Origin of the sequence: Halolactibacillus miurensis (assembly GCF_900116255.1) — a bacterium.
In the GTDB taxonomy this organism is placed as follows: Bacteria; Bacillota; Bacilli; order Bacillales; family Amphibacillaceae; genus Halolactibacillus; species Halolactibacillus miurensis.
In genome coordinates this window covers 23,921-46,337 of the sequence record NZ_FPAI01000022.1, presented here as the reverse complement: position 1 = coordinate 46,337, position 22,417 = coordinate 23,921, and the positions used below count along the sequence as shown (strand labels likewise).

Annotated in this window: 21 protein-coding genes and 2 riboswitches; of the genes, 17 read left to right on the top strand and 4 right to left on the bottom strand. The window is 40.1% G+C overall.

The features are described from left to right. Positions 1-745 (bottom strand): hypothetical protein (locus tag BM390_RS11965; protein WP_089855066.1); only part of this gene is annotated, 745 nt, incomplete at its 3' end. A 169-nt stretch (positions 746-914) separates the two neighbouring features. Between BM390_RS11965 and BM390_RS11960 the strand changes: the two genes are divergently transcribed. The 4 genes from BM390_RS11960 to BM390_RS11945 all read left to right on the top strand — a co-directional run bounded on the left by BM390_RS11960 (position 915) and on the right by BM390_RS11945 (position 3,252). Continuing rightward, the gene (locus tag BM390_RS11960) at positions 915-1,283 is read left to right on the top strand and encodes a Fic family protein (RefSeq protein WP_082394533.1); all 369 of its coding nucleotides are present in this window, start codon (positions 915-917) and stop codon (positions 1,281-1,283) included. A gap of 128 nt (positions 1,284-1,411) precedes the next feature. Beyond that, positions 1,412-2,026 (top strand): DUF2975 domain-containing protein, encoded by a 615-nt coding sequence (locus tag BM390_RS11955; protein WP_062322559.1) that lies wholly within the window; start codon positions 1,412-1,414, stop codon positions 2,024-2,026. Positions 2,027-2,050: 24 nt separating this feature from the next. Continuing rightward, a complete protein-coding gene (locus BM390_RS11950) occupies positions 2,051-2,287 on the top strand; it encodes a helix-turn-helix domain-containing protein (protein WP_062322561.1) in 237 nt (78 codons plus the stop codon). A gap of 113 nt (positions 2,288-2,400) precedes the next feature. Then, positions 2,401-3,252: a hypothetical protein gene (locus BM390_RS11945; protein WP_089855063.1), complete on the top strand. Its 852-nt coding sequence runs from the start codon at positions 2,401-2,403 to the stop codon at positions 3,250-3,252. Between the two features lie 532 nt (positions 3,253-3,784). Here BM390_RS11945 and BM390_RS11935 read toward each other — a convergent pair. Next, positions 3,785-5,392: a PTS transporter subunit EIIC gene (locus BM390_RS11935; RefSeq protein ID WP_062322567.1), complete on the bottom strand. Its 1,608-nt coding sequence runs from the start codon at positions 5,390-5,392 to the stop codon at positions 3,785-3,787. A gap of 194 nt (positions 5,393-5,586) precedes the next feature. After that, entirely contained in the window at positions 5,587-6,150 is a 564-nt protein-coding gene (locus BM390_RS11930; RefSeq protein WP_062322569.1) for a TetR/AcrR family transcriptional regulator, read from the bottom strand. 279 nt (positions 6,151-6,429) lie between these two features. Between BM390_RS11930 and BM390_RS11925 the strand changes: the two genes are divergently transcribed. The 3 genes from BM390_RS11925 to BM390_RS11915 all read left to right on the top strand — a co-directional run bounded on the left by BM390_RS11925 (position 6,430) and on the right by BM390_RS11915 (position 12,464). After that, complete coding sequence (locus tag BM390_RS11925) at positions 6,430-7,131, top strand: ABC transporter ATP-binding protein (RefSeq protein WP_062322571.1); 702 nt, start codon at positions 6,430-6,432, stop codon at positions 7,129-7,131. A gap of 12 nt (positions 7,132-7,143) precedes the next feature. Further along, positions 7,144-10,590, top strand: a complete 3,447-nt coding sequence (locus BM390_RS11920) for an FtsX-like permease family protein (protein WP_089855060.1) — start codon at positions 7,144-7,146, stop codon at positions 10,588-10,590. 350 nt (positions 10,591-10,940) lie between these two features. Continuing rightward, positions 10,941-11,041: riboswitch (purine riboswitch) on the top strand. Positions 11,042-11,165: 124 nt separating this feature from the next. Then, positions 11,166-12,464 (top strand): NCS2 family permease, encoded by a 1,299-nt coding sequence (locus tag BM390_RS11915; RefSeq protein WP_062322575.1) that lies wholly within the window; start codon positions 11,166-11,168, stop codon positions 12,462-12,464. Between the two features lie 62 nt (positions 12,465-12,526). Here BM390_RS11915 and BM390_RS11910 read toward each other — a convergent pair whose 3' ends face one another. Next, positions 12,527-12,856: an Hsp20 family protein gene (locus BM390_RS11910; RefSeq protein ID WP_062322577.1), complete on the bottom strand. Its 330-nt coding sequence runs from the start codon at positions 12,854-12,856 to the stop codon at positions 12,527-12,529. 100 nt (positions 12,857-12,956) lie between these two features. Between BM390_RS11910 and BM390_RS11905 the strand changes: the two genes are divergently transcribed. The 10 genes from BM390_RS11905 to purF all read left to right on the top strand — a co-directional run bounded on the left by BM390_RS11905 (position 12,957) and on the right by purF (position 22,406). Continuing rightward, positions 12,957-13,601, top strand: coding sequence for a DUF2179 domain-containing protein (locus BM390_RS11905; RefSeq protein WP_089855057.1), 645 nt, complete (start codon positions 12,957-12,959; stop codon positions 13,599-13,601). Next, complete coding sequence (locus BM390_RS15890) at positions 13,498-13,767, top strand: NETI motif-containing protein (RefSeq protein WP_089855054.1); 270 nt, start codon at positions 13,498-13,500, stop codon at positions 13,765-13,767. Before BM390_RS11905 ends, BM390_RS15890 begins: the two co-directional genes overlap by 104 nt. Before the next feature lie 81 nt (positions 13,768-13,848). Then, a riboswitch (purine riboswitch) is annotated at positions 13,849-13,947 on the top strand. Positions 13,948-14,102: 155 nt separating this feature from the next. After that, complete coding sequence (gene purE, locus BM390_RS11895; RefSeq protein WP_062322579.1) at positions 14,103-14,594, top strand: 5-(carboxyamino)imidazole ribonucleotide mutase; 492 nt, start codon at positions 14,103-14,105, stop codon at positions 14,592-14,594. Continuing rightward, positions 14,581-15,705, top strand: a complete 1,125-nt coding sequence (purK, locus tag BM390_RS11890) for a 5-(carboxyamino)imidazole ribonucleotide synthase (RefSeq protein ID WP_231631524.1) — start codon at positions 14,581-14,583, stop codon at positions 15,703-15,705. Before purE ends, purK begins: the two co-directional genes overlap by 14 nt. A 151-nt stretch (positions 15,706-15,856) precedes the next feature. Further along, the gene (gene purB, locus BM390_RS11885; RefSeq protein WP_089855051.1) at positions 15,857-17,152 is read left to right on the top strand and encodes an adenylosuccinate lyase; all 1,296 of its coding nucleotides are present in this window, start codon (positions 15,857-15,859) and stop codon (positions 17,150-17,152) included. A gap of 24 nt (positions 17,153-17,176) precedes the next feature. Continuing rightward, complete coding sequence (gene purC, locus BM390_RS11880; RefSeq protein ID WP_062322583.1) at positions 17,177-17,881, top strand: phosphoribosylaminoimidazolesuccinocarboxamide synthase; 705 nt, start codon at positions 17,177-17,179, stop codon at positions 17,879-17,881. Beyond that, a complete protein-coding gene (purS, locus tag BM390_RS11875; RefSeq protein ID WP_062322585.1) occupies positions 17,881-18,129 on the top strand; it encodes a phosphoribosylformylglycinamidine synthase subunit PurS in 249 nt (82 codons plus the stop codon). Before purC ends, purS begins: the two co-directional genes overlap by 1 nt. After that, positions 18,126-18,809 carry a phosphoribosylformylglycinamidine synthase subunit PurQ gene (gene purQ / locus BM390_RS11870; protein ID WP_062322587.1) on the top strand — a complete coding sequence of 228 codons (684 nt, stop codon included), beginning with the start codon at positions 18,126-18,128 and terminating at the stop codon, positions 18,807-18,809. Before purS ends, purQ begins: the two co-directional genes overlap by 4 nt. After that, the gene (purL, locus tag BM390_RS11865) at positions 18,793-21,021 is read left to right on the top strand and encodes a phosphoribosylformylglycinamidine synthase subunit PurL (protein WP_089855048.1); all 2,229 of its coding nucleotides are present in this window, start codon (positions 18,793-18,795) and stop codon (positions 21,019-21,021) included. The genes purQ and purL overlap by 17 nt, the downstream gene beginning before the upstream one ends. Next, positions 20,997-22,406 carry an amidophosphoribosyltransferase gene (gene purF, locus BM390_RS11860; protein WP_062322589.1) on the top strand — a complete coding sequence of 470 codons (1,410 nt, stop codon included), beginning with the start codon at positions 20,997-20,999 and terminating at the stop codon, positions 22,404-22,406. The genes purL and purF overlap by 25 nt, the downstream gene beginning before the upstream one ends. Positions 22,407-22,417 lie beyond the last annotated feature (11 nt).

The window sequence follows — 22,417 nt, the reverse complement described above, 5'->3', positions numbered from 1 at the left end:
CTGATTTGGCGTCTTTCCGTCCCGAAATGGTCATCTTACCGTAACGCGCCGCTACCCAATCTTTCTGCCAACGCTCAGGATGAGCGTGATAAGACTTTTGTGTTAACCGGCCGCGCGCGAGTTTCTTACTCCCGAAACACACACCCGTCACTTTGTTTGTCAATTGAATCAATTGTTTTTCATATCGATCTTTCTTAAAGTTCAACTGGCCCAAGCGAGACTTTAGGTGTTTGATTTCAACATCAAGGTATTGATGTTCAAAATCATAAGCACAGTAAAATAAGCGTGTGGAATGCTTATATGTCACAACAAAAAAGGCCCCTTTTTGTTGTTCACGTGACGTTTTATTGAACATCGGTGTTCCTTTGACAAAAGAGCCTTTTATCTTTTGAAGTGTCGTCAAGCGCGCCTTCGTCGCTTTTATTTTTCTTTTAACGGCGTTGATTTGTTCTTTTTTATTACGCATGTACACCTTCTTCAATTCTTTTTGCGCGGATAGACGGGCGCGTCCTTGTTGAACAGCACTGTTCGCATAATAATCATTTAATCCGTAACGTTGCTTTAACCGTTGATGGATGGAGACGGAACTTTTCTCTTTCACGCCCCTAAGCTCACGAACCTCAGCTTGATAACGAAAATGTTTGGCTTGATTAAACACCCGAAGGGTGTGATCCATGGACATAACAAAGTTTGCGTCGATCTTATGCTTATATAAGCGATTTGAAAAAATAGCCTTCATGCCCATGAAACCCACCCTCTCTTTGTTTTGTGACGATCACTGTTAATGCTTTAATTATACCACGAGGAATATATGTTTGTCACTTCAAAAATATTGAAAACAAGCGATTCATCACCCACCTAGTGCTGACGCACTTGAGGAAGGTGTCTTCTCACCCTAAAGCGATAAAGTCTTAATTACGGGTGCAAATCATATACCACCGTCTCCTGAAAAGATTCAGGATGAGATGGACAAATTAATGGCTTGGTACGAAAATGCTGAATGCTTACACCCAGTAGAAAGAGCAAGTGTGCTTCATGCGAAATTTATGAACATTCATCCATTTAGTGATGGTAACGGGAGAACGAGCCGGTTATTAATGAATTTTGAATTGATGAAAGCAAAGTACCCACCAATCACCATAGAAAAAGATGATCGATTTAACTATTATGAAGTATTAGATATTTCTGGTTTGAAAGGTGATTATGAGCCATTTATCGCATTTGTGGCTGAAAGAGCCATCACGACTTTAGTATACTATTTAGATTTTTTAGATGGCAATTAGATTGAGGTCTGTTGTAAATTTAAATGCATTTTTTAAAGTGTTAATTTAAATTTTTATAGTTGATTGATTGGTTGTGTGGTATTATATGGAGGGAGTGTAGAATATAAAAAGGAAGTGGAGGGAGTTAAATGAAACAAGATCTAACTGTATTGCAAAAGAAGATTAAAGGGGATACGACATTTCTTTTAGTTAGTGGCATTATTCTTGTTTTTGTCATAGGATTCTATGTAACTGATATTTTTCAGTACAGTACAATGACAGATTCAGCGTTTACTATCCAGCAAGTAAACACAGATACAGGAATGCAAAATTATCTTTATATAAATGGTGAACAGCAGTATCCTATCGACTATAATTATTATGGACGCCTAAATGAAGAAGGAAGTATGGAAATTAGAAAACTTCTTATTTCGGAAAATATAATAAACACGGTAAGAAGCCTTTTAATGATGATTATTCTCTTTACACTAACGAAAATATTTAAAGACTTAAAAGCAAAACAATCACCCTTTTATCATAAAAACGTGAAACGATTACGAATGGTAGCGTTGGTGAGTATGTTATTTGCTGTCTTACCACCAACAATTGACTTCGTCTTTTCGCTCGTGATATTTAATTTTGCCATTTTTAACGCTACATCATTGAACTTTTATATTATTTTTATAAGTGTTGTGATCGGAATGATTGCTGAAGTATTTAATTATGGCTCTGTCCTTCAAAAGGACATGGATCAAATTGCATAAATTATATTGTGAATGGAGATAAATATGGCGATTATTATTAGACTCGATCGAGTGATGGCAGATAGAAAAATGTCTTTGAACGATTTAGCCAAACAGGCTGAGATGACAAATGTCAATCTATCTAACTTAAAGACAGGCAAAATGAAGGGAGTACGCTTTGAAACGATGAACAAATTGTGTAAAATATTACATTGTCAACCAGGTGATTTATTTGAATTTATCGAGGATGACAGTGAAGAAGTGATAAATAAAACACGTTAAAGTTCAGAATAACAGGCACATTAATCATATATGAAAAAAGTGTATGAGTTATTTTCCTATGGTCAAAAACATGTGTGATTTTGAATGCAAATGAACGAGCTGGAGTTGATAAGGTGCACCAAAAAGCTAAGACGTTACTGATATCGAATAGTATATTTTTTGTCCTAATCTTTTTTCATCACTGGGTCATTCATCGTTTTGGTGATGATTGGGTGATTTATGTTTTGTTGTATGTCTGTCTGGGCTTTACTTTCAACATTCTAGAGGATGCGCTGATACAAAAACAACGAACATTGATTATTTTTTCAAGTCTAGATAGTTTCATTCGAGTGACGGCTCTTTTTGTTCATTTTGCATTGATTATATTAAACCAATCGATACTACAATGGAGGATTATCTTGATGTACATACTATCGCTCATGATGGAATATCAAATAAATCGGTACATGATGAAGAAAGACTATAAGAGCGTATCTTGGTATAATAGACGAACGATTCAGTCTGCGATAGATCAAATTGCCACTTTAAATAACAATGAACCAATCAAAGCCAATAAACACCTTTGTATTATTCGATATTTAAGTAAACAAACAACCTATGTCATCCTATTATTTTTACTTATGATTATAAGTGCTGTTACATATAGGCAATTAGATTTCTTAGTATTACTTCCAATAAGCATGGTTATTTTTATAACGTATTTAGCTATTAGGAATCAATGGCAGATGAATAAAGTCACTCATCTTATCCCGTTTAAACAGGTTCTCAATGTTTTAACGTTTGGTTTGGCTGTGATCTTGATTTACACTGTCGAAGTATTTTTAATAAAAGATACGTCTATGCTGTATGTTAGTTTATGGTTTGTGACAATTCTATTATTGATACCGACATTCTTACTTAAACGTCAGATAGAGCAATCACTTGTTCAAGCAGCAAGGGCTGATTCGGAACAGAAGGGCGTGTAAATATGAGAGAGACGTTACTATTTATGGTGTCTGTTACGGTACAGGTTATGAATTCAATATATATCATGCGTGTGGGTGCCGACCTTGTATTAATGAAAAGATTACAGCGCGCTAAAGTTGATCGATCATTTTTACCTTCCGAAAAAACAGTCGTTTATCAGATAATTGGCTATGTCGGACTGTGGGGGATATTTACGTGGCATTACTTTTTCAATACGCCTTTTCTAGATTCATCGACAAGACTAATCGCATTTCAGACTAATGCAACCTTCCTTATCGCGCATATCGCCTGGGATTTTTTCATGACAAGAAAGGAACCGGTAGAAAGTGTGCCCAATTCGTTTACACAAGTTGATTGTATTAAATCTTGGCGGGAAAAGATAGCTAATAGTACAGCTTGGACCCTTTTGACATCTCTCTTGATAATGCTTATATACTGATTGTCACGGTGATGTTGATTTAATGAAATGAGACAAGCCCCGTTGATACACCATGTATCAACGGGGCTTGTCATGTTCTATTGATGACGCAGTTACTCTTTTTTCTGTGCTTGGCGATATTCATCAATATTTGATTTAATATTGGCCACTTTAGGTCCGTAAATTACTTGGACGTTATTTCCTTTTACCATGACACCCGCAGCACCCGTTGATTTAAGTAACGGTTGATCGACTTTTTCACCGTCTTTAACGTTTACACGTAAACGTGTGGCACAGTTACTCACGTCATTCAAGTTATCTTCGCCACCTAAACCTTCAATAATATCTTTTGACATTTCATCTGTCACATCACCCGTTTTTCCACCGGCTTTTTTATCTTTATAATCTTGTTTTGTGTACAGTTTAGATTCGGTATCGCCTTCTTCACGCCCAGGTGTTTTAAGGTCAAATTTATGGATGAAGAAGCGGAAAGCGAAGTAATAAACAAAACCATAAATAACACCGACGATGACGACTGGAATCCAGTTAGTCATAGCTTGACCTGGTAAAATACCGTAGAAGATAAAGTCGAGTAAACCACCGGAGAACGTTAAACCGACCCCGACTTCTAAAACGTGCATGATAACGAATGATAAGGCACCTAATACAACGTGTACACCAAAGTATAAGAATGGTGAAGCAAATAAGAATGAAAACTCAATAGGTTCAGTAATACCAGTAAAGATTGAAGTTAATGAAGCAGAAACCATTAAACCTTTAACGTCTTTTTTACGCTCTTCACGCGCTGCTTGATACATCGCAAAAGCAGCGGCAGGGAAACCAAAGATCATGAATGGGAACATACCACTAAAGAATTTTGCGGCTTCAGGATCAATCGGCTCGCCAGCTGAGAGCTGAGCAAAGAGAATGTTCTGAGCACCTTCGACTGTTTGACCCGCGACCTCTGCTACACCACCAAGAGCTGTTTGCCAGAATGGTAAATAAAAGACGTGGTGTAAACCGAGTGGGATCAGCGCGCGATAAATGAAACCATATAAGAATGTCCCAACATAACCTAAGTCGGCAACGGCTTCACCTAACCAAGCAATACCACCACCGGCAAATGGCCATAAGAAGGCCATAAGGATACCGACAAAGACAGCGGTAAAGGCTGAAATAATCGGTACGAAGCGTGTACCTGAGAAGAATGATAGCGCATCTGGTAATTCAATTTTATAAAAACGATTGTGTAAGTAAGCGACAATCAGACCGATGATAATACCACCAAACACCCCCATATTTAATGTATTATCAAATCCAACGACAGACCCAACTAACCCTGCCGTTTCATTTAATGCATCAATATCACGGAAGTTATCGATGGTACTCGTCATAGACGCATACATCATAAAGTAAGCAACGGCCGCTGAAAGTGCTGCAACTTCTTTTGCTTGTTTAGCCACACCGAGACCAACAGCAATCGCAAAGAAGAGTGGTAAGTTACCGAAAATAACATCACCAGAGTCACTTAGAATAGATAGGAAGCCATTTAGAACGGTTCCTTCACCTAAAATATTTTCAAGACCATACAATTCGATGAACGCATCACCTGTAAAGGATGCCCCAATCCCAAGCATAATACCAGCAGCTGGCAGCAGTGCGATCGGTAGCATAAACGTTCGTCCGAGTGTTTGTAAGGTGTCCATTACCTTACCTTTCATAGTTATCTCCCCCAAAAAAATATAGTCTACAAAAAAGGTGAGTAACAAAGAATAGCCCTTCTAAAAAAATGAATAATAACGGTTGTGTTGACTATTCAATCGTTACTCGGTTTTTAGTAGCTAGTTTAGTATTCCCGTAAGAGGCTAAATTAAACACGAAACGAGCGTATTGACTACTGATGACATGTCAAGTGTCAGTCATCATAATAGTAAGTGCCATTTTCGGTCAGTTGAATAATCAGTTGGGCGAGGGATTCTGTGGATTCTTTCATGCCATTTTTAAGCCATTTCTTCAAAATGGCCATGCTGCCACTTACCCCAAATAATACAACATATTCTTTCATCTGTTCGTCAAACTGATCTAAATGTGTTAGGGAGATAAAATTAACAAACTGCATAATTTCATTTTCTAATGTGTCGTCACTGTTCTCACTCAAAAGCACGGAGATTAAGGCGGCATTTTTCTTTCCATACTCTAAGATAGGGATTAATTTTTGCTCATTAACGGGATGAGTCGTATCAACGGTTTGTTGTTCCATGTAGTGACGGATATTTAGCACAACATCTGCTTGAATTTGTTTTAATAGATCATATTGATCAGCATAATGCGTATAGAATGTACTACGATGCACATCAGCTGTCTCGCATAAATTTGTCACGGAAATTTTTGAAATGTGTTTCACTTGTAGGAGTTCAACCAGCGCTTCTTGTAATAACAGTTTAGTCATTTTTACACGACGATCATTCGTTTTACTCATAGTATAACCTCTTTCCAAGGATATTTTTTGTGAAAGAAATGAATGGTAATTTATAAAATTTCGTACGGAAACCGACATTTTTTTGAAAAACGTCGGGTATCAGACAATCAATCCGACATTGTAGATTGATAATAGACACTATGTCTATTATAATTTAAATGTATAGTCATCGCAACAAGCATTTGTTTCATTACAAGTGAAAAGCGATGCATGTAAGAGAAAAGAGTCACCCTAAAAAATAGGGTGAAAAAGATACAACATGATAAGGGGGCGTCTGACGTGAGTTATGTACGTGTAGTAGATGAATTTAAGCGTTATACAATGGGGGAGAATACCATTGTCGCAAATAATGGGATTACGTTTGATGTAGAACAAGGCCAATTTGCCGTTATTTTAGGTCCAAGTGGGGCCGGAAAATCAACGGTGTTAAATATATTAGGGGGCATGGACTCACCGGATGACGGTCATATTTATGTCGATGACAAAGATATTAGTCAATATTCTAAAAAACAACTCACAACGTATCGTCGTGATGATGTTGGTTTTGTGTTTCAATTTTATAATCTTGTCCCGAACCTAACGGCGAGAGAAAATGTTGAACTGGCCAGTCAAATTTCACCTGATGCACTTGATGTTGATGAAGTGATGGAGAGCGTCGGCTTAACAGATCGCCGTGACAACTTTCCAGCACAACTTTCCGGCGGGGAACAACAACGGGTGGCCATCGCCAGGGCACTGGCGAAAAATCCGAAATTATTACTGTGTGATGAACCGACAGGGGCATTAGATGTTCAAACAGGTAAACAGATTTTACGTCTCTTACAAAACACAGCGCGTGATTTTAATACGACAGTCATTGTGATTACACACAATGCTCAAATTGCGCCGATGGCTGATCGAGTTATTTATATTCATGATGCAAAAGTAAAAGAAATCGTCGAAAATCCACGTCCACGTTCAGTGGATGAAATCGAGTGGTAGAAAGGAGCTCTCATGCAGAAAAAAACAGCCTTGTACAAAATGATTTGGCGTGAGATTACTTCTTCAAAAGCACGCTTTTTCTCAATTTTGTTTTTAATTTTACTCGGCGTTGGCTTCTTCTCTGGTCTACAAGCAACCGGACCAAATATGTTGAAGACAGCGGATGATTATTTTAATCAACAAAACTTGTATGATTTACACATCCAATCCAATTATGGTTTAGATGAAGAAGAATATACACGATTAGAAGAAAAAGAAGAGATTGAGTCGCTTGAAGGGCATTATAGTCATGATGTGCTATTTGGAGAAGATAGACTGGTCATAAAGTTGATGGGTCATGATGAAGACAATCAACTTAATCAGCTTAGAGTGGACGAAGGACGCCTGCCAGAGAAATCCAATGAAATAGCACTTGACTACAATGATGTCTTAACGAGTCAATATACTATTGGTGACGAGGTCACGATTTATAGCGGTAGTCAGGAGGCAAATCTTTCTGACACCGTATCAGAATCAACGTTTACGGTCGTTGGTTTTGTCACATCCCCTCGTTACATTACGAATGATTCAAGAGGTCAAACGACGATTGGACGTGGTCAACTTGATGCTTTTGGTGTCGTTCAAGCAGATGTCTTCACCCTTGATGTATATACGGATATCTTCGTTACGTTTAAGGCATCAGAAAACCTATCGATGTATAGCGACACTTATATCGAACAAATGAAGGACTATAAAGACGCATACGAACCTGCCTTAGAAGAAGTAGGGGCAGGTCGCCTTGACAAAATTAAGGCCGATGCTAGAGAAGAAATTGAAGAGGGTCAAACAGAGATTGAAGAGGCCAGACAAGAACTGGCCGATGCAGAACAAGAATTAGCTGAGGCAAAAGAAGAACTTGAAACAGGAAAAGAAGAACTGGCTTCAGCAGAAGCTGAACTAGAAGACGCTTTTTTAGAGCTTGACCGGGAAGAACAAAATTACCGTGACGGTGTCGACACGTTCGAACAAGAAATGAAACAGGCAGAAGAACGACTAGCAGATGAAGAACAGACACTTCTGGAGAGTGAACAACAAGTAAAGAATGGTCTAAGTGAGATTGAAGCAGGACTGAATCAATTAAATGAGCCTTATGCCGACCTTGTCGGTCAAGAGACAGCGCTGCTTGATCAACGCGACGATATTCGTCAATTAAACCAACAATTAAGTGAGTTTTTCCAAACGCCCGTCGAATTATTAACGGATGAGATGAAACAAGCGTGGATCGACGAAACAGCCGAGATGACGTTTAATGACACGTCTTTATCTACGTTATTACAAGGTTACTTTAACGGCACCGTAACACAAGAAGAAATTACGGCGTTTATGTCTTCGGCTGATGCCGGTTTAACAGCTGGCATTTCAGAGTTGCGTACTAATATTAATGAAATCAATAATCAGCGTGATGAACTAGAAGCCCAGCAACAAGAACTACGCGCAAGTCTAGAAGAGATTAACGCAGGAAAACAAGCATTAGAAGAGGCGCGTACGGAGTTAAATAATCAGCGCACCGAAACAGAACAAGAGCTCGCGGCCGGCCGGAGTCAGCTTGATGAAGGTTGGGCTGAGTATGACAAAGGTGTGAGTGAACTAGAAGAAGCAAGAGGGGATCTTGCGGAAGGTCAAGCGGACTACGAAGAAGGTCTAGTGACCTTTAATGAAGAAAAACAAGACGCAGAACGTGAGATTAAAGAAGCAGAACAAGCACTTATTGAAGCACGTGATGAGCTTGATAAGCTTGAGGCACCAACGTATTACTTAACCGTCCGCCATGATAACGGTCAACTCGTCGAATTTGAAGAGAATGCGGAACGGATGAGTGATTTAGCGACAATCTTCCCGGTGGTATTCTTCTTAATTGCTGCCCTTGTGACGCTAACGACAGTGACACGGATGATCGAAGAACAACGGGTTGAAATGGGCACATTAAAAGCACTCGGATATACCGATCGTGATATTCAGAAGAAATATTATCTTTATGCTTTATCCGCAACCCTAGTCGGGGCGATCCTCGGGTTAGTCCTAGGGTACACGTTATTACCAAAAGTGATTTTTAATGCGTATCAAATTCTGTATAACTTACCACCACTCGCCTTAGATTTTTATTGGTCATTTACCTTGATTTCACTTGCGGTGGCTTTATTCTCTAGTTTAGTGACCGCTTGGTATGTCTTGCGTAAAGACTTAAAAACAACACCAGCCATCTTGATGCGACCAAAAGCACCAAAGAGCGGGAAACGCATTTTAGTCGAACGTATCACGCCGCTGTGGCGCCGGATGAACTTTATGCAAAAAGTCACCGCCAGAAACCTATTCCGATATAAACAGCGGATGTTAATGACGGTGATTGGGATCAGTGGTTGTGCAGCGCTTATCATTACTGGATTTGGCCTGAAAGGGGCTGTTGAAGGGATTGTTGACTTACAATTTGGTCGGGTGATGAACTATGAAGCCGTTGTGGCGCTTGATAGTGAAGCATCATCAGATGAAAAAGAAGCGTATCGCACCATTATTGATGAGAATGATATGATTGAAGCATCTTTAATGGTTTATCAAGAGACATTAGCTGCGAATAAATCAGGGGTTACCCCTCAAGATGTCACGATGTTTGTACCAGAAACACCAGCTGAACTCAATCGATTTGTGCAATTAAAAAACAGAACGAGTGGAGAAGCTTTTGATTTATCAGAAGATGGGGCGATTATTACTGAAAAGTTAGCGACATTATTTGAAGTAGAAAAAGGTGATGATATGACCTTTACAACAGCTGATGATGACACGCTGACAGTGACCGTTGGAGGTATCATCGAAAATTATGCGGGTCACTACTTATACCTCAGTCCAAGTCTATATGAAGAGAGTTTCTCTTTAGAACCAGAGTATAATGCCGAGCTGTTGAAGTATCCTTACAGTGAAGCGTTTGAAACAGAACTCAGTGATGACTTAAGTGAGTCAGATTACGTCATTACGACAAGCTATAATCAGTCGATGCTTAACTTATTTAAAGATTCGATGGAAAGTTTAAATATTGTTGTCGTTGTCTTAATTGTCGCAGCGGCTGGATTAGCCTTTATCGTGCTGTACAATTTAACCAATATTAATGTGTCAGAAAGGATCAGAGAGTTATCCACAATAAAAGTACTCGGGTTTTATGACAATGAAGTGACGATGTATATTTATCGGGAAAATATTATTTTGACATTGATGGGCATTGTCGTCGGTGGCTTATTCGGGCGTCTTTTACACGTCTTTGTTTTAGGTACAGCCTCAATGGATAATATGATGTTTAATCCAAGTCTTGACTGGACAAGTTACCTTTATGCGGCGATTCTTACCATGGTCTTCTCAACGATGGTCATGTTGATGATGCACCGTAAATTAAAACATGTGGATATGATTGAAGCATTAAAATCGAATGAATAAGACTGGTAATTGTAAATGGAACATCTTCAATAATTGATAGTATTCGTTTAGTATAAAGATAATGAAGCAGCCGTCATCCCTCATGAAGGAAGGGATGACGGCTGTTTGTTTGTAAAGGAAAAAAGTAGAAACACAATCTTTTTTATAAGTGAAAAGAACGAATCTAGTCGTTTGGATGAAGACATACACCTGTTAATGTTTTTGGTAAACACTAACATTCGTCTTTTTTAGTTATAATATTCTGTTAAATGAAAGAGATATCCGAATAATGAATCCTTAAATTTTTAATAATATTCGTATTTTACTATTGACGATTAAAACTGAACCATGTATGATAAACGATGTAATCAAAATAAAACTAAATATTTCGTCGTATAATCTTGAGAATATGGCTCATGAGTCTCTACCGACCACCGTAAATGGTCTGTCTACGCAGAAGTGAATAACCATCGTTTGATGCTTTTTTTTATTTATATGTTTTAAACAAAAACTTCTGACTAAACACTACACACTCAAGATTAAGTGATCTTTGGTGTGTTTTTTTATGCCGACGAAACAAAGAAGGGAAGAGGATTATGTTAGAAAAGTATTTTAATCTAAAAGAGTTAGGCACGAACGTCAAAACAGAATTTATGGCAGGTTTAACCACCTTCCTAGCGATGGCGTATATTTTATTCGTTAACCCAGATGTTTTATCAGCATCAGGTATGGATAAAGACGCTGTTTACGTTGCGACAGCACTTGCAGCGGTCGTTGGAACGCTTGTCATGGGGCTTTATGCGAAATACCCAATCGCGCTTGCGCCTGGTATGGGACTAAACGCATTCTTCGCTTTTACCGTTGTCGGTGATTACGGTATTCCTTGGCAAACAGCACTAAGTGGGGTATTAGTATCTGGTTTAATCTTTATCGCATTGACTTTGACAGGCGTGCGTGAAGCGATCATCAATGCGATTCCAAAAAACTTAAAACTAGCGGTTGGTAGTGGTATTGGATTATTCATCGCCTTTTTAGGGTTCCAAAATGCAGGTATTATCGTTGGTGACCCAGCAACACTTGTGGCATTAGGTGATTTCTCAAACGGTAACACAGCGCTTGCGATTTTCGGTCTTGTTGTAACAGTTGTTCTTATTACACTTAAAGTCGGTGGCGGTGTCTTCTACGGTATGATTATTACCGCAGTTGCTGGTATTATCTTTGGTTTAATTGACTTACCAAATGCCATCTTTGGTTCAATCCCATCCATTGCCCCAACATTTGGTCAAGCGTTCACCAACTTTGGTGATGTCTTTACTTTACAAATGCTTGGTGTTATCTTAACCTTCCTTTTCGTTGACTTTTTCGATACCGCAGGTACGCTTGTAGCGGTTGCTGAAAAAGCTGGTTTAATGAAGGGAAATGAATTACCAAATGCAAGTAAAGCTCTTCTTTCAGACTCTGTCGCAACAGTGACAGGTGCTGTTTTAGGAACATCTACGACAACAAGTTACGTAGAATCAGCTGCAGGTGTTGGTGCGGGTGGACGTTCTGGTTTGACGGCAGTCTTTGCGGCACTTTTCTTCGGTTTAGCGCTATTCTTTTCACCGCTATTAAGTGTTGTCACAAATGCGGTAACAGCGCCTGCTTTAATTATTGTCGGTGTTATGATGGTATCGAGCTTAAAAGAAATCGAATGGGATCACATCGAAGTAGCTGTCCCAGCTTTCTTAACGATTATTATGATGCCACTGGCTTATAGTATTGCGACAGGTATTGCGGTTGGGTTTACTTTCTATCCAATTACGATGTTAGCACGTGGTCGTGGTAAAGAGATTCCAGGCCTAATGTGGGTGTTATCTGTTATCTTTGTGTTATTCCTAGCGTTTTTAAGCTAAGTTAACAAGTATCTAGGTTAATCAATAGTATGTATCATCGCCAAAAGCGTCGCCTATAGTCATTATAGCCGGCGCTTTTTTAATACATATTCCGTTCCATCTTCTGTGTGAATACAAGCAATAATTTTTTGGTCAATGGCTTCTGGTAAGGTGACTTGTCGGTTAATGTGTGTACTAGGTACTTCTTGATAGAGGGTGGTGCCATCATTTGATGTTGATAGATGACCAGTAAAGGTAAGGGTACGATTGTGAATCGATAACTTTAAAGATGAAGATAATTTCTCAGGTAAAAAGGTACGGATATAAAAATAGTCCTTATCTTCATATATGTTGAGAAGCGGAAAAGGAATCGATTGCTTTGTCAAATGAAGTTTATCTAATAAAGTTTTCATCCATATCACCTCCACCCATAGTGTATGACAGATCGTTAAAGGTGTTCATTGGAAAAAACATCTGGACTATTATACAATGTGTGTTGGGAGGTTTTAAACTATGCTAGATAATGCGATTGGGATTATACTTATCATTTTAGCAGTTAATATCGTGTACGTTTCTTTATCAACGATTCGAGTTATCTTAACGTTAAAAGGTCAAAAATATATCGCGGCAGCGATTGGTACGTTAGAGATTATGCTCTATACGGTTGGTTTAGGCTTAGTACTTGATAACTTAGACCGCATTGAAAATTTAATTGCCTACGGGCTTGGTTACGGCATTGGTGTCATTATCGGTTCGAAAATTGAAGAGCGCTTAGCGCTTGGTTATACAACCGTCAATGTGATTTCGAGTGAACCCGACCTTAACTTTACGGAACGCTTACGGGAAAATGGCTATGGTGTCACCAGTTGGTACGCTTATGGTATGGAAGGTGATCGTCTCTCAATGCAGATCCTTACCCCGCGTAAATACGAAGGGCACTTGTATCATACGATTAAAGAAATTGACCCAAAAGCTTTCATTATTTCCTACGAACCGAAACAAATTAATGGAGGGTTCTGGGTGAAGAAAGTAAAGAAAGGAAAGATTAAACGCAGTGTCCAACAAGAAGAAACGATTATCAAAGCAATCAACGAATCAGAAGGCATCCACGTCTCAGACGAAACGAAAGAAAGAACGCTTCATAAAACAGACGAATGAATCACTCGATGACTGTTTAGATCGCATCAAGCAAGCAGGGTATATGCCGGTGCGTCGAGTGGAAAAACCGATATTTGAAGAAGTGTTAGAAAATGGCTCAAAAGTGAATAAAGTTGTCTCGAGTGACATTTCATTTGATGCAATCTTGATTAAAGACGAACAATAAATTAGTATTATAATTTATTGTTCGATTTTTATTGACTAACCCCCCTGCAATTGTTATGATAATGATGCAGAAAAAAAGTGTAAAAACGATATAAACTCGCCTCATATAATTTGAGAATATGGCTCAAAAGTTTCTACCCATTACCGTAAATAATGGACTATGAGAGCAGGTGAATCAATGATCAATCATGTTTAACAACCGTTAAACGTTGTTTGTGATTGTCTGTGTTAATCAAATTGTGATTAAGCGCATGTTCATCTTCTCTCATCTAATCCATGACGTGAAGGTGAGTATGTGCTTTTTTTATTGAATAATTTCTAGAAATGAGGGAGACAATGGCGCAAGTTGGTGTAATTATGGGAAGTATTTCAGATTGGGACACAATGAAGCACGCCTGTGACGTGTTAGAAGGATTTATGATTCCTTATGAAAAAGAAGTGATTTCTGCTCATCGCACACCAGAAGATATGGTGCGTTACGCGAAAGATGCGCGTCAAAGAGGCTTAAAGGTCATCATTGCGGGGGCTGGTGGGGCAGCCCACTTACCAGGGATGGTCGCAGCTTCAACCACACTACCAGTCATTGGTGTACCGGTTGAGTCAAAAGCATTAAATGGCCTTGATTCATTGCTCTCAATCGTACAAATGCCAGGTGGTGTGCCAGTCGCAACGGTAGCCATTGGTAAAGCAGGAAGTAAAAATGCGGGACTGTTAGCAGCGCAAATCCTCGCAACGACAGATGAGGCGATTGAAGAGACATTAGAAAATTATCGCCTTGAGATGAAAGGGAAAGTAGAAGAAATGAGGGATGAACTTGCCGATCAATAGTTTACTGTACGGAAAGACGATAGGCATCATTGGCGGGGGGCAACTCGGACGCATGATGGCTACAGCCTTAAGACATATGGGGTATCGTTTGATTGTCCTTGATCCAACACCAGACTGTCCGGCAGCGCAGCTCGCTGATGAACAGATTGTGGCACAGTATGATGATTTAGAAGCCGTGAAACAGCTTAGAAAAAAAAGTGATGTCGTGACGTATGAATTTGAAAATGTTGATTTAGAAGCCGCACGCTATCTAGAAGCGGAAGGTGTCCTACCTCAAGGCGCGAAATCACTAGAAATCACCCAAGACCGTGAAAAAGAAAAACAAGCGATGCTTGATAGTCATCAACCGGTCAGTCCGTTTCAGATTGTGACATCAGAAAAAGAGTTAGATGAAGCGATTCAGACGATCGGCTTACCTGCGGTTGTAAAAACATGTCGCGGAGGTTACGACGGTAAAGGTCAGGTCAAACTAAAAACAAAAGCAGATCTACCTGCTGTAAGTGAGATGCTTGAACGAGGCGAAAGGTTAATTTATGAAGCGTTTGTTACTTTTGATTGTGAAATTTCTGTCGTCTTTACTAGAAGTATGGACGGGGATATTCGTTATTTCCCGGTTGGTGAGAATGTGCATCGTGACCACATCCTGCATACGACAACCGTTCCGGCAAATGTGTCAGAGAACGTCTTAAACAAGGCCAAACAAGCTGCCAAGGATATTGCTGAAACGATCAGTGTTGTCGGAACCTTTACTTTAGAGCTCTTCGTTAAAGGTGAGGACATTTATGTGAACGAACTTGCCCCTCGCCCGCATAACTCTGGCCATTACACTATTGAAGCGTGCAATGTGAGTCAATTTGAGCAACATATTCGGGCCATTGTTGGTTTGCCGCTCTTACCGGTCTATTTCCACGGGGCCAGTCAGATGATTAATTTACTAGGGGATAACTTAGATCAATACTTTAACTATCCGGAGCGCCTTACTGATGTGCATATTCATATGTACGGGAAAGATGATATTAAACCGAAGCGAAAAGTCGGTCACTTAACGATTGTAGCTGAATCAAACGAAGCGCTCATTCAAAAAATAAATGATTTACACAGACAAAAATAACATAAATAGAGATCAGTGACGTTCAATTGAACGTAATGGGGACAAGCTATACTATAGAGAACAATAAAAAATAGAGAGAAAAAGATAAAATAGATCTTGGTAGAGAAAAAGACAGTAGCTAAAAATAAGAGGCATACCAGGAGGAAAACAAATGATAGAACGTTATACACGCGAAGAGATGGGTCGGATTTGGACAGATGAGAATCGTTACCAAGCATGGTTGGAAGTAGAATTATTAGCTTGTGAAGCATGGAGTGAGCTCGGAATCATTCCGAAAGAAGATGTTGAAAAATTACGCGAAAACGCAAGCTTTGATATTGACCGTATTCTTGAGATTGAACAAGAAACACGTCATGACGTCGTTGCCTTTACGCGCGCCGTATCAGAAACAGTCGGCGAAGAGAAAAAGTGGGTGCACTACGGTTTAACCTCAACCGATGTGGTAGACACGGCTTTGTCTTATTTAATGAAACAAGCAAATGTGATTATTCGCAAAGATATTGTGAATTTTATCGAGATTCTAAAAAATAAAGCAATTGAACATAAACATACCGTGATGATGGGACGCACGCATGGTGTGCACGCGGAACCGACCACATTCGGTTTAAAGATGGCGTTATGGTATGAAGAAATGAAACGTAACTTAAAGCGGTTTGACGATGCTTGTGCCGTTATTGAAACAGGGAAGCTTTCAGGTGCTGTTGGTACGTATGCCAACATTGACCCGAATGTAGAACAATATGTCTGCGAAAAACTTGGGCTCGCGCCGGCACCTGTTTCAACGCAAACATTACAACGTGATCGTCATGCACAGTATATGGGGACGTTATCACTTATTGCAACATCGATTGAAAAGTTCGCTACCGAGATTCGCGGTCTTCAAAAGACAGAAACACGCGAAGTCGAAGAGTTCTTTAATAAAGGACAAAAAGGATCATCAGCGATGCCACATAAACGGAACCCAATTGGCTCTGAAAATATGACGGGGATGAGTCGCTTAATGCGCGGCTATATGGTCACAGCATATGAAAATGTGAGTCTTTGGCACGAGCGTGATATTTCACACTCATCAGCTGAACGCGTGATTATTCCTGATGCGACGATTACACTCAATTACATGTTAAATCGCTTCAGCAATATCGTGAAAAACTTGACGGTATTTGAAGATAACATGAAACGTAATATTGACCGGACCTATGGTGTTATCTTCTCACAACGTGTGTTATTATCACTGATTGATAAAGGGATGAGCCGTGAAGCAGCCTATGACATTGTTCAGCCAAATGCGATGAAAGCTTGGGAGAACGGAATTCATTTTAAATCATTAATTGAAGAGGTTGAAGACATTACGTCACGTCTCACGCAAGAAGAAATTGATGATTGTTTTGATTATACGTATCATTTAAAGAATGTTGACGGTATTTTTGAACGTATCGGCCTCGCTTAATCTTACGAGAGAAGGGATGATCATATGCTTGAACTACTTTATGAAGGTAAGGCTAAGAAAGTCTATCAAACAGAAAAAGAAGATGAGCTTATTCTCAGTTATAAAGATGATGCAACGGCCTTTAATGGTAAGAAAAAAGCCCAGTTCGTAGGTAAAGGACGTTTTAATAATCTCATTACCGCCCACGTCTTTCGTTACTTAACGACTGAAGGGATTCCCCATCACTTTATTGAAACATTAAATGATACGGACCAACGCGTGTATAAAACGACAATCATTCCGATGGAAGTCGTGGTGAGAAATCGTTCATCATACAGCTTGAATAATCGTTTAGGGATTAAAGAAGACACGATTTTTTCGCCTCCACTAGTGGAATGGTTTTATAAAAACGATACACTCAATGATCCACTCATTAACGACCAACATGTCTTTTTATTGACTGATGTGACAAAAGAAGAACTGAATCAGATGTATAACCAAACCTTACAGATTAACGACGCTTTAAAACGTTTCTTTCATCAAATTGATTTAGACTTAATTGATTTTAAAATTGAGTTCGGCCGAAATAGTAGAGGTGAGATCATCCTCAGTGATGAAATTTCTCCTGACACGTGCCGACTAGAAGATATCCATACAAAACACCATTTAGATAAAGATGTATTTAGACAAGGGACAGGCAATTTACTTGATGTGTACCAAATTATATTATCACGGTTGGAGGAATTATAATGACAAAAGTAAGCATTCACGTAACGTTAAAAGAAGGGGTACTTGACCCACAAGGAAAAGCAATTGAAAACTCACTCAATACACTTGGCTATGACGGTGTGCATGATGTGCGGGTAGGGAAATTGATTGAAATGTTTATTGATCACGATGATGTTGAAGCCCAAGTGAAAGTTATGTGCGATAAATTACTCGCTAACCCAGTCATTGAAAACTTTACCTATGAGATTGAGGAGGGAGTAGCCCAGTGAAGTTTGCGGTGATTGTTTTTCCAGGATCTAATTGTGACCGTGATATGTATCATGCGGCAAAAGATGCTCTCGGGGCTGAAGCTGAGCTTGTCTGGTATCAAGATGCCGCTTTAGAAGGCTATGATGCGATTTTAATCCCTGGTGGTTTCTCATATGGTGATTACTTACGCTGCGGGGCGATTGCCTCAACATCAGATATCGTGACGTCACTTCGCCGTGAAGCAGAAAAAGGGACCCCGATTTTAGGGGTATGTAATGGGTTTCAAATTTTACTTGAGTCAGGCCTATTACCAGGTGCATTGATTCGAAACGAAAATCTTAAATTCATCTGTCACTTTGAAGAATTAGTTGTTAATAATAATGAGACGCTATTTACAACCGATTACGAAAAAAATGACGTAATTTCTATTCCAGTCGCTCACGGTGAAGGGAATTATTACTGTGATGACGAGACATTAAATGAATTAATCGAACATAACCAAATTGTGTTTACTTATAAAAATAACCCGAATGGTTCTGTCCGTGATATCGCCGGGATTGTCAATAAAGAAGGCAATGTTCTTGGCATGATGCCACACCCAGAAAGAGCCGCAGAAATGTTACTCGGTAGTGATGACGGTTTAAAGATGTTTACATCAATGCTTAAAAATTGGAGGGACCAATATGCAACAAACGCGTGAAGTAAGTCCAGAAATGATTGAAACAGAACAACATTATCGTGAAATGGGCTTAACGGATGAAGAATATCAGTCAATTAAACAGATTTTAGGACGTCGTCCGAACTTCACTGAGACCGGTATTTTTTCTGTTATGTGGTCCGAGCACTGTAGTTATAAAACATCTAAGCCACTTTTAAAAAAATTCCCAACGGAAGGTCCACAGGTCATTCAAGGACCTGGTGAAGGTGCCGGGATTGTTGATATTGGTGACGATCAAGGCATTGCCTTTAAAATTGAAAGTCATAATCACCCATCAGCGGTTGAACCTTATCAAGGAGCAGCAACAGGTGTTGGCGGGATTATTCGGGACATTTTCTCAATGGGCGCAAGACCCATCGCCTCACTTAATTCATTACGATTTGGTTCACTGAATAATCCACGTGTCAAGTACCTCTTTGATGAAGTCGTCCATGGTATTAGTGGTTACGGTAACTGTGTTGGGGTGCCGACTGTTGGCGGGGAAGTGCAGTTTGATGATTCTTATGAAGGTAACCCACTCGTCAATGCGATGGCCGTTGGTTTAATTGATAAGAAGGATATTCAACAAGGGATCGCCAAAGGCTTAGGTAATACCGTGTTATATGTTGGTTCTAAAACAGGACGTGACGGGATTCACGGGGCAACTTTCGCATCAGAAGATTTGACCGAAGACTCTGAAAGTAGACGCTCTAACGTGCAAGTAGGGGATCCGTTCATGGAAAAACTCCTCATCGAAGCGTGTCTTGAAGCGATTCATTGTGAAGCGCTTGTAGGGATGCAAGATATGGGAGCGGCAGGTCTTACCTCATCAGCATCTGAAATGGCAAGTAAAGCTGGTATGGGTATGGAAATGAATTTAGATCTTATTCCTCAGCGGGAACAAAATATGTCAGCATATGAAATGATGCTGTCAGAATCACAAGAACGCATGTTACTTGTCGTTGAAAAAGGTCGTGAACAAGAAATCGTTGATATCTTTAAAAAATATAGCTTAGAAGCAGTAAATGTTGGTCACGTGACGGATGATAAACAGTTCCGTCTCCTTCATAAAGGAGAGGTCGTCTGTGATATTCCGGTTGACTCACTCGCAGAAGATGCGCCGGTTTATTATAAACCATCAAAAGTACCGGCCTATTACGAAGAATTTCAACAGATGGCGCCTTACGTGCCAGTAGTTGATGATTACAGTGCGATGTTAAAACAACTGTTGCAACAACCAACGATCGCAAGTAAAGAATATGTTTATGATCAATATGATTCCATGGTACAAGCGAATACGGTGGTCAGCCCTGGTTCTGACGCGGCGGTTGTTAGAATTCGTGATTATGATAAGGCGATTGCGATGACAACGGATTGTAACTCACGTTACCTTTATTTGGATCCATTTGTTGGGGGCAAGATTGCAGTCAGTGAAGCGGCGCGTAATATTTACGCATCAGGCGCTAAACCACTTGCGATTACAGATGGCTTGAACTTTGGTAATCCAGATAAACCAGAAAACTTCTGGCAAATGGAACAAGCCGTTGATGGTATGAGTGCCGCATGTCTCGCGCTTGATACCCCGGTTATTAGTGGGAATGTCTCGCTTTATAACGAGTCAAATAATCAAGCGATTTTCCCAACGCCAATCGTTGGTATGGTTGGTCTCATTCGCTCAACAAAATATATTACGACCCAACATATGAAACAAGCGGGTGACGTAATTTTGGTCATTGGTGACACAAAACCAGAATTCGGTGGCAGTGAACTTCAAAATGTCTTAGAAGGTAAATATTTCGGTCAGTCACCTGCCGTTGATTTGGAAGTTGAACGCAAGCGCGGTGACGCCTTACTGGAAGCAATTGAACAAGGTCTCGTTCAATCGGCTCACGATCTATCTGAAGGTGGTTTCTCTGTCGCCTTAAGTGAAACGTTATTTAACCAACCAACACTCGGGGCACACGTTGATCTTAAAGGTGATACGACGTCACTACTGTTTAGTGAAACGCAGTCACGCTACGTCATTTCTGTGAAACCTGAAGATGTGGACCGTGTCACAGCACTTATATCAGATGCAAAAGTTGTCGGAACAGTGACGAATGATCAAAAACTTGTCGTTAAGGTAAACGGTGAGAAGGTCATTGACGAACAGGTTAAAACATTACAAGATTTATGGAAAGGAGCTATCCCATGCTTGCTGAAATCAAAGGCTTAAATGAAGAATGTGGTGTCTTTGGTATCTTTGGTCATGATAAGGCAGCTGAAATGACGTATTATGGTCTCCATGCCCTCCAACACCGCGGGCAAGAAGGCGCTGGTATTGTGACGAGTAATGGGGAAGCCTTACATCTTCATAAAGGCATCGGTTTAATCAATGAGGTCTTTAGTGAAGGGCAAATTAAAAATTTACCCGGACGTAGTGCGATTGGACACGTCCGTTATACGACACAAGGTGGGGGCGGTTATGAGAATGTTCAGCCGCTCGTTTTCCGCTCACAAACGTCTAGTCTCGCGCTTTGTCATAACGGGAACTTAGTGAATGCTTTTGCGTTAAAGTCAAATCTAGAAGCTCAAGGTAGTATCCTACAAACAACGTCTGATACGGAAGTTGTCGCTCACCTCATTAAGCGCAGTGGTCACTTACCGCTTGAAGAAGCGATTAAACAAGCACTTGGTATGATTAAAGGCGCCTATGCGTTTACTATTCTAACGGAAGATCAAATGTTTGTCGCTTTAGACCCACGTGGTCTTCGTCCGCTTTCGCTTGGTCGACTTGGTGATAGCTACGTTGTCGCAAGTGAAACATGTGCCTTTGATCTCATTGGGGCGAAGTATGAACGTGAAGTGAGACCCGGGGAACTGTTAGTGATTGATGAATCAGGTTTACGCTCTACAACGTTTAGTTCGCCAATGAAGCGGACGCTTTGTTCGATGGAGTATGTCTACTTCTCACGTCCAGATAGTAATGTGAACGGCTTAAATGTCCACGCCTCACGTAAAGTGATGGGAAAACAACTGGCTAAAGAGGCACCAGTAGAAGCAGATATTGTCACTGGTGTACCAGATTCAAGTATTAGTGCGGCCATCGGCTATTCAGAAAAAAGCGGGATTCCTTATGAAATCGGCTTAGTCAAAAACCGCTATGTCGGCCGGACCTTTATCCAGCCGTCACAAGAACTACGTGAACAAGGAGTGAAGATGAAACTCTCGCCTGTCCGCGGTATTGTCGAAGGGAAACGCGTCGTGATGATTGATGATTCCATTGTCCGCGGCACGACCTCGCGTCGCATTGTTAATTTACTAAAAGAAGCAGGCGCAACAGAAGTCCATGTCCGAATCGCTTCGCCTCCAATTGTGAATCCATGCTATTACGGGATTGATACCTCAACAAAAGGTGAATTGATTGCGGCGAATTTCTCAATTGAAGAGATGCGCGAAGAAATTGGGGCAGATTCACTCGCCTTTTTATCTGTAGAAGGATTAGAATCCTCTATCGTGACAGAAGATACGTTAGAACAAGGGATTTGCCATGCTTGTTTTACTGGAAAATATCCAACGGAAATCTATCCGGAATCAATTAATCCAGCGTATAAAGAATAATGAGGGGGATT